The 6000-nt window shown below is 70.1% G+C and carries 9 protein-coding genes; 7 read left to right on the top strand and 2 right to left on the bottom strand.

Annotation, left to right across the window (positions count from 1 at the left end):
• Window positions 1–79 precede the first annotated feature (79 nt).
• Entirely contained in the window at window positions 80–370 is a 291-nt protein-coding gene (locus ACFU53_RS29855; protein WP_383999015.1) for a helix-turn-helix domain-containing protein, read from the bottom strand.
• Window positions 371–728: 358 nt separating this feature from the next.
• Here ACFU53_RS29855 and ACFU53_RS29850 point away from each other — a divergent pair, with 358 nt between their 5' ends.
• The 5 genes from ACFU53_RS29850 to ACFU53_RS29830 all read left to right on the top strand — a co-directional run bounded on the left by ACFU53_RS29850 (window position 729) and on the right by ACFU53_RS29830 (window position 2713).
• Window positions 729–959, top strand: coding sequence for an ATP-binding protein (locus tag ACFU53_RS29850; RefSeq protein ID WP_383999012.1), 231 nt, complete (start codon window positions 729–731; stop codon window positions 957–959).
• Window positions 953–1186 carry a hypothetical protein gene (locus ACFU53_RS29845; RefSeq protein WP_383999008.1) on the top strand — a complete coding sequence of 78 codons (234 nt, stop codon included), beginning with the start codon at window positions 953–955 and terminating at the stop codon, window positions 1184–1186. The genes ACFU53_RS29850 and ACFU53_RS29845 overlap by 7 nt, the downstream gene beginning before the upstream one ends.
• On the top strand, window positions 1183–1392 hold the full coding sequence (locus ACFU53_RS29840; protein ID WP_383999005.1) for a hypothetical protein: 210 nt from the start codon (window positions 1183–1185) through the stop codon (window positions 1390–1392). Before ACFU53_RS29845 ends, ACFU53_RS29840 begins: the two co-directional genes overlap by 4 nt.
• A 112-nt stretch (window positions 1393–1504) precedes the next feature.
• Entirely contained in the window at window positions 1505–2080 is a 576-nt protein-coding gene (locus ACFU53_RS29835) for a YciI family protein (RefSeq protein ID WP_383999002.1), read from the top strand.
• 180 nt (window positions 2081–2260) lie between these two features.
• Entirely contained in the window at window positions 2261–2713 is a 453-nt protein-coding gene (locus tag ACFU53_RS29830; protein WP_383998999.1) for a DNA-binding protein, read from the top strand.
• Window positions 2714–2773: 60 nt separating this feature from the next.
• Here the strand turns inward: ACFU53_RS29830 and ACFU53_RS29825 are convergent, their stop codons facing one another.
• Window positions 2774–3307, bottom strand: coding sequence for a GbsR/MarR family transcriptional regulator (locus ACFU53_RS29825; protein ID WP_383998996.1), 534 nt, complete (start codon window positions 3305–3307; stop codon window positions 2774–2776).
• 124 nt (window positions 3308–3431) lie between these two features.
• Between ACFU53_RS29825 and ACFU53_RS29820 the strand changes: the two genes are divergently transcribed.
• Entirely contained in the window at window positions 3432–4340 is a 909-nt protein-coding gene (locus ACFU53_RS29820; RefSeq protein ID WP_383998993.1) for an ATP-binding cassette domain-containing protein, read from the top strand.
• Window positions 4337–5968, top strand: a complete 1632-nt coding sequence (locus ACFU53_RS29815) for an ABC transporter permease (RefSeq protein ID WP_383998990.1) — start codon at window positions 4337–4339, stop codon at window positions 5966–5968. Before ACFU53_RS29820 ends, ACFU53_RS29815 begins: the two co-directional genes overlap by 4 nt.
• Window positions 5969–6000 lie beyond the last annotated feature (32 nt).

The raw sequence follows: 6000 nt of genomic DNA, 5'->3' as shown, positions 1-6000 counted from the left end.
CGCCTGCTGCGGTTGCTCTTACTTCCCACCTGGCACTACTTCCTCTGGAACTCACGTCCCAGTCTCCAGGTGTCCACGATCAAGGGGAAGGTTCATGTTCGAGCCACCAACCACGGTTCTTCGACCTCTTGGCCAAGTCCTCAAGTTTGTTGCGGACTTCCGGATCATCCGCGCCGTAGGCGTTCAGCAGCACCCGGATCTCAAGGATGCGCGCGGTCACGAGCCCACTCTCTATGCGGCTGACGCGGGCCGGATCCACCCCGAGTACCTCAGCCGCCGCCAACTGGTCGAGCTTGGCGGCCTGTCGGTACCGCTTGAGCGCAGCGCCAAGTCGCCTACTGCGCACCGTCGGCCGTCCCCCTGCGGGCATCGCATCCCCTCTCGGTCTGAACCACCCCAACCCTAGGGGCCGACCGACTCCCGCAGGAAGCAAAACTGCATGCATGCGTTTGACTCAGTTGCGAAAACAAAAAATTGAGCCCTAGCCTCATCGTGCACGCACCGCTACAGGGCGTGAACTTGGCTGTACGTCAGGGGGTTCATTCTCATGCCCGCACTCACCCCACGTCGCGATTCCTTCCGTATCCCCAAGCGCAGAAGACACGTCCCCGAAGCCCGCTCTCACGTGCAGCGGATCCTCAAGGACTGGGCCCTGGACGGTGAACTCGCCCATGACATCGCCACCGTGACGACGCCAGCTGGTCACCAATGCCGTCCGGCACTGTCGGGTGACGCTCGCCGAGGTCGAGGTGGTCGTCTCGGTCCGGGGATGCGGCGTGCTGGTCGAGGTGTCGGACCCGGACAAGGCAAAGGTGCCGACGCTGCGGGCGGACGCCGAACAGGACGGCGGGCTCGGCCTGGTGCTCGTCGCCGCGCTCGCCGAGCGGTGGGGCCATGAGTCGCGGCCGTTCACCAAGTGCGTGTGGGCCTACTTCGTCGTCCCGGAGCGCCCATGCTGAGCCCGTACCGCGGACGCTGGCGGCGCTGGGCCGCGCGGGCGGAACGGTACCGGGCCACATGCGGCCGGTGGTTGGCGTTCCCGCCCCGCGAACCCTGCTGGGAGGCGCGGCCGAAGCCGGACTACGGCCTGGACCTGGACGAAGAGGACGAGGAAGACGCGGGAGACGCGGGAGACCTCGTGCGGGCGTACGTCACGGCTTACCTGGGTGAGAGGCGTACGGCATGAGTGACGAACCGAAGCGGCCGGGGGGCGGCGCCCCGTCGCCCGACGCGATCATGGCCACGTTCAGCGAATGGCTGGACCACTCCGTGGCCTGCATGGACGCCTGCCGCAGGGACGGCGTCTCATGCCTTCACTCGATGCGGCTGGCCAGGCGACACCGCGCGGCCAGGAAGGCGGTGGGCGCGGCACGGCAGAACGCCTCAAACTGAGGAGTGCGGCCTGGACCGGCCGCACTGCCGCGAACTCCACCAACCGGTGTCTCGAACTCTCTCTCCGGGAAAGCCCGTTGCGATGGCGTCGCTGCATGGAGAGTCTTCGGGCATGGAGTTCTTCTGCTATCACCGCGACCGGCCCGGCTCCCTCGATCTGCGCCACGAGTTGGTGGAGGCGCACTGGTCGTACATGGACGGGTACGCGAAGGAGCTGATCGCTCGCGGGCCGACCTTCGGGGAGGACGGGGAGACACCCGCCGGCAGCGTGCACATCGTCGACCTGCCGGACCCCGTCGTGGCGCGGGCGTTCGCGTTCGACGAACCCAACCAGCAGGCGGGCGTGTACCGGGACGTGTTGCTGCGCCGGTGGCGGAACCTGCTGGGCCGCACGATGTGGGAGTTTCCGGGTGGGCGGAGCGGCGGCCATCGATACCTGGTACTCGGACTCGGCCCCGGCCATGGCTCCGACCCTGGTTCGAGGGGCGCCGCCGATCTCGCCGTACCGGCCGCGTGGCGGGACGAGTCGATCGCGTACGGCCCGCTGCTGTCCGACGACGGCACGGCCTGGCTGGGCACGGCGGCGCTGGTCCGGGCCCCGGACAGGGGCGCGGCACGTGCCGTACTGGACGGGGAACGGTACGCCACCGTCGAGGTGCACGACTGGGAGTTCGGCGGGCGGCGGTGACGTACGCGCGGCGAACAAGAGCAAGGGGGCGCGCCCCGGCTACGGCGTGCACCCTCGCAGGGCGAAGGCCACCACGCCCTCCGGTCTCCGGGGAATTGGCGGGCGTCGCCTTTCCCGCCGACCGACCGTCATCGCAAATAATTCGTTGACAACATTCTGTTTGCATCCCATGCTGCCTGTATGTCGTCAACACCTCCGCATCCCGCCGACCCCTTCACGCCCCCGAGCGCGGACGAGGCGCGGGCCCAGCGCGTCCACACGTCCCTGTTCCGCATCGCCGAGCGGCACGCGGCCACGGACGGGCAGCGTCGCCGCCAGGTCCACCCTTACGTCCTCGGCCCGCACGAGGCGATCAGGCTGGTGTCGTTCCTGCTCAGCGGCGCCGCCCTCCTCGAGGACGGTGAAGCCGAGGTCGACCGCGCCGACATCACCGCCGCGCTCAGCCTCGTCCCCCTCGCTCGCGGCGAGATGGACGAACTGGAGGTCGGCCTACTGGACATGGCGCGCGGCCGGGGCATGACCTGGCCGGAGATCGCCTTCGGCCTCGGTCTCCAGACCCCCCAGGCCGCGAGGCAACGCTACGAACGCCTGGCGAGCCGCACGGAGACAGGCGCCGAGAAGACGGACAAGTAGGGACAGGGGCGAGGGACGAGGGGCGAGGGACGAGGGACGAGGGGCGAGCCGGGTCGTCGGTCAGCCGCGGCCGAAGGTCTTGTCGCGGTGGGCACGCCAGCGGTCCATCATGCCCTCGACCTCGACCTCGATGAACTCGAAGAACGCGAGGGTCTCGGAGAGCCGGCGGCCGGCCGGGGAGTCCGCACCCAGACTGGCGACCCCCTCGCGCAACGACTCCTCCCAGCGCTTGATGATGGCCTCGCGATTGGTGAGAGCCTCGTACCACTGCTCACTGTGGACGCGGTAGCGCTCGCGGCGCGAACCCGGCTCGCGTTCGCGTGACACCAGGTGCACCTGGGCGAGATAGCGGACCGCGCCGGAGACGGCCGCGGGGCTGATCCGCAACTGCTCGCCCAGCTCGACGGAGGTCAGCGCGCCGGTGTCGGAGGCCAGGAGCGCGGCGAAGACCCGGGCCGGCATACGCGGCACCCCGGCCTCGACCAGCTGCGCCGCGAAGTGCTCGACGAAACGGGAGACCGACTCGGGGTCGCGCCCAACGGCCTCCGCTCCGGCGCCCACTCCCAGTTCCGCTCCGGCCTTCGAATCCGCCATCCCTGGATCAACTCCCTCGGCATCCCCTTGATATCCCCTGGTCAGACACCACCGACCAGCCTACCGGTGATTCATACGCTTCCTTAACTTCACAAATTTCTGAAGTAAGCGTACGTTCTGAAACATGATGAAGGCCAACCCCGCCCTTGAGGTATCCGGACTGCACAAGTCCTTCGGACGGACCCATGCGCTGGACGGCCTCGACCTGACCGTCGAGACCGGCGAGGTCCACGGCTTCCTCGGCCCCAACGGCGCCGGAAAGTCCACCACCATCCGCGTCCTGCTCGGTCTGCTGCGCGCCGACTCGGGCGCCGCGCAGGTCCTGGGCCGCGACCCGTGGGCGGACGCGGTGGAGGTGCACCGCCGGATCGCGTACGTCCCCGGCGACGTGACCCTGTGGCGGAACCTGTCCGGCGGCGAGGTCATCGACCTGTACGGCCGGCTGCGGGGCGGGCTGGACGCCGGGCGCCGCGCGGAACTGATCGAACGGTTCGAACTGGACCCGACCAAGAAGGGCCGCACCTACTCGAAGGGCAACCGCCAGAAGGTCGCCCTCGTCGCCGCCTTCGCCTCCGACGTGGACCTCCTCATCCTGGACGAGCCGACCTCGGGTCTGGACCCGCTGATGGAGGAGGTCTTCCAGCGGTGCGTACGGGAGGAGCGCGACCGGGGCCGTACGGTCCTGCTCTCGTCCCACATCCTCAGCGAGGTCGAGGAGTTGTGCGACCGGGTGAGCATCATCCGCAAGGGCGTCACCGTCGAGAGCGGCTCTCTCGCCGACCTGCGCCACCTGACCCGCACCACCGTCACCGCCGAACTCGCCGGCCCACCCAATGGCCTGACCCACCTCCCCGGCGTCCACGGCCTCGACGTCCAGGGTCACCGCGTCCACCTCCAGGTCGACACCGACCAACTCAACGCCGTACTCCGCTCCCTGACCGAGTCCGGCGTACGGTCCCTGACGTCCACGCCCCCGACCCTGGAAGAGCTGTTCCTGCGGCACTACCAGGCGGAAGGGGCGGTCACGCGATGACCACCAACGCCGACACCGACACCACCGTCCCAGCCGCCTTCGCCGTACGGTCCGGCGGGGTCCGTCAACTCGCCGGTACGGGAACCCTGTTGAGGTTCGCCCTGCGCCGCGACCGCGTGATGGTCCCGGTCTGGGTCGCGGTGACCGGGCTGATGGTCCTGTCCATGCCGAACAGCCTGAAGACCCTCTACGGCACCGCCGCCGAGCGCGCCGACCTCATGCGCCAGATGACCACCAACTCGTCACTGCGCGCCCTGGTCGGCCCCGTCTTCGACGACTCCCTCGGCGCCCTGACCGCCTGGCGCGTCGGCGTCTACGCCGGTCTCCTCGCCGCCGTCATGAGCCTCCTCGTCGTCATCCGCCACACCCGCGACGAGGAGGAGAGCGGCCGCCAGGAACTGGTTGCCTCCGGGATGGTGGGTCGCCGGGCCTCCCTGACGTCCGCCCTGCTCACGGCGGCCGTCGCGAACGCTGGGCTGGCGCTGCTCGTCACGCTCGGGCTGGCCGGGCAGGGGGCGGCGGGCGCGCCCGCCTTCGGGCTGGGGATCGCGGGCGTCGGGATGGTGTTCGCGACGATGGCGGCGGTCGTCGCGCAGCTGACGGAGAGCGCACGGCTGGCGCGGGGGCTGACGGCGGGGATACTGGGCGCGGCGTTCGTGCTGCGGGCCGCCGGCGACGCTTCCGAGAACGGAGGTTCGTCTTTTTTGACGTGGATGTCGCCGCTGGGGTGGCTGGAAAACGAGCGTTCGTTCGCGGATGAGCGGTGGTGGGTGTTGCTGCTGTTCGTGGCCGCGACGGCGGTCCAGGGCGTGGTGGCGTACGAACTCGCCGGGCGTCGGGACGTCGGCATGAGCTTCCTGCCGACCCGGCCGGGACCGGCGGCCGGCCGACTGGGTACGGCCGGCGCGCTGGCCTGGCGGCTGCAGCGCGGCAGCGTCCTCGGCTGGAGCATCGGCTTCTTCCTCACCGGGGTCGTCTACGGCGGGCTGACCGAGGGCATGGCCGACTTCGTCGGCGACAACGAGGGCGCCCGCGAGATCTTCGAACGCATGGGCGGCCAGTCCGGCCTGACCAACGCCTTCCTCGCCTCGATGATCGGCATGCTCGGCCTGATCGCCGCGCTGTACATCGTCAGTTCCGTGCTGCGCCTGCACGGCGAGGAGACGTCCGGGCGCGCCGAACCGCTCCTCGCGAACTCGGTGGGCCGGCTCCGCTGGGCCGCCGGGCACCTGGTCGTCGCCTTCGGCGGAACTGTGTGGATCATGCTCCTCGCCGGTCTCGGCTTCACCCTCGGCTACGGCAAGGAGGCCGGCCCGATCCTGGGCGCGTGCCTCGTCCAGGTCGCCGGGGTGTGGGTCATCGGCGGCGCGGCCGTCCTGCTCCACGGGCTCACGCCCCGAGCGGCGACAGCGGCCTGGGGCCTGGCCGGAGCCGTCCTCCTCGTCGGCTGGATCGGCCCCGCTCTCAACGCCCCCCGAGCCGTCCTCGATCTCTCCCCCTTCGGCCACCTCCCGAAGCTGCCGGGCGGCGAGATGGAGTGGGCGCCGGTGCTGATACTGACCGGGCTCGCGGTGGTGCTGGTGGCGGGAGGACTGGCAGGGCTGCGGCGGCGGGATCTGAGCAGCTGAAGTGGGGGCGCCCTGGAGAACCACTGCCGGCC

The sequence above is a fragment of the Streptomyces sp. NPDC057474 genome, from assembly GCF_042802555.1.
Taxonomy (GTDB): Bacteria; Actinomycetota; Actinomycetes; order Streptomycetales; family Streptomycetaceae; genus Streptomyces.
This window is presented reverse-complemented; position numbering and strand designations above follow the sequence as displayed.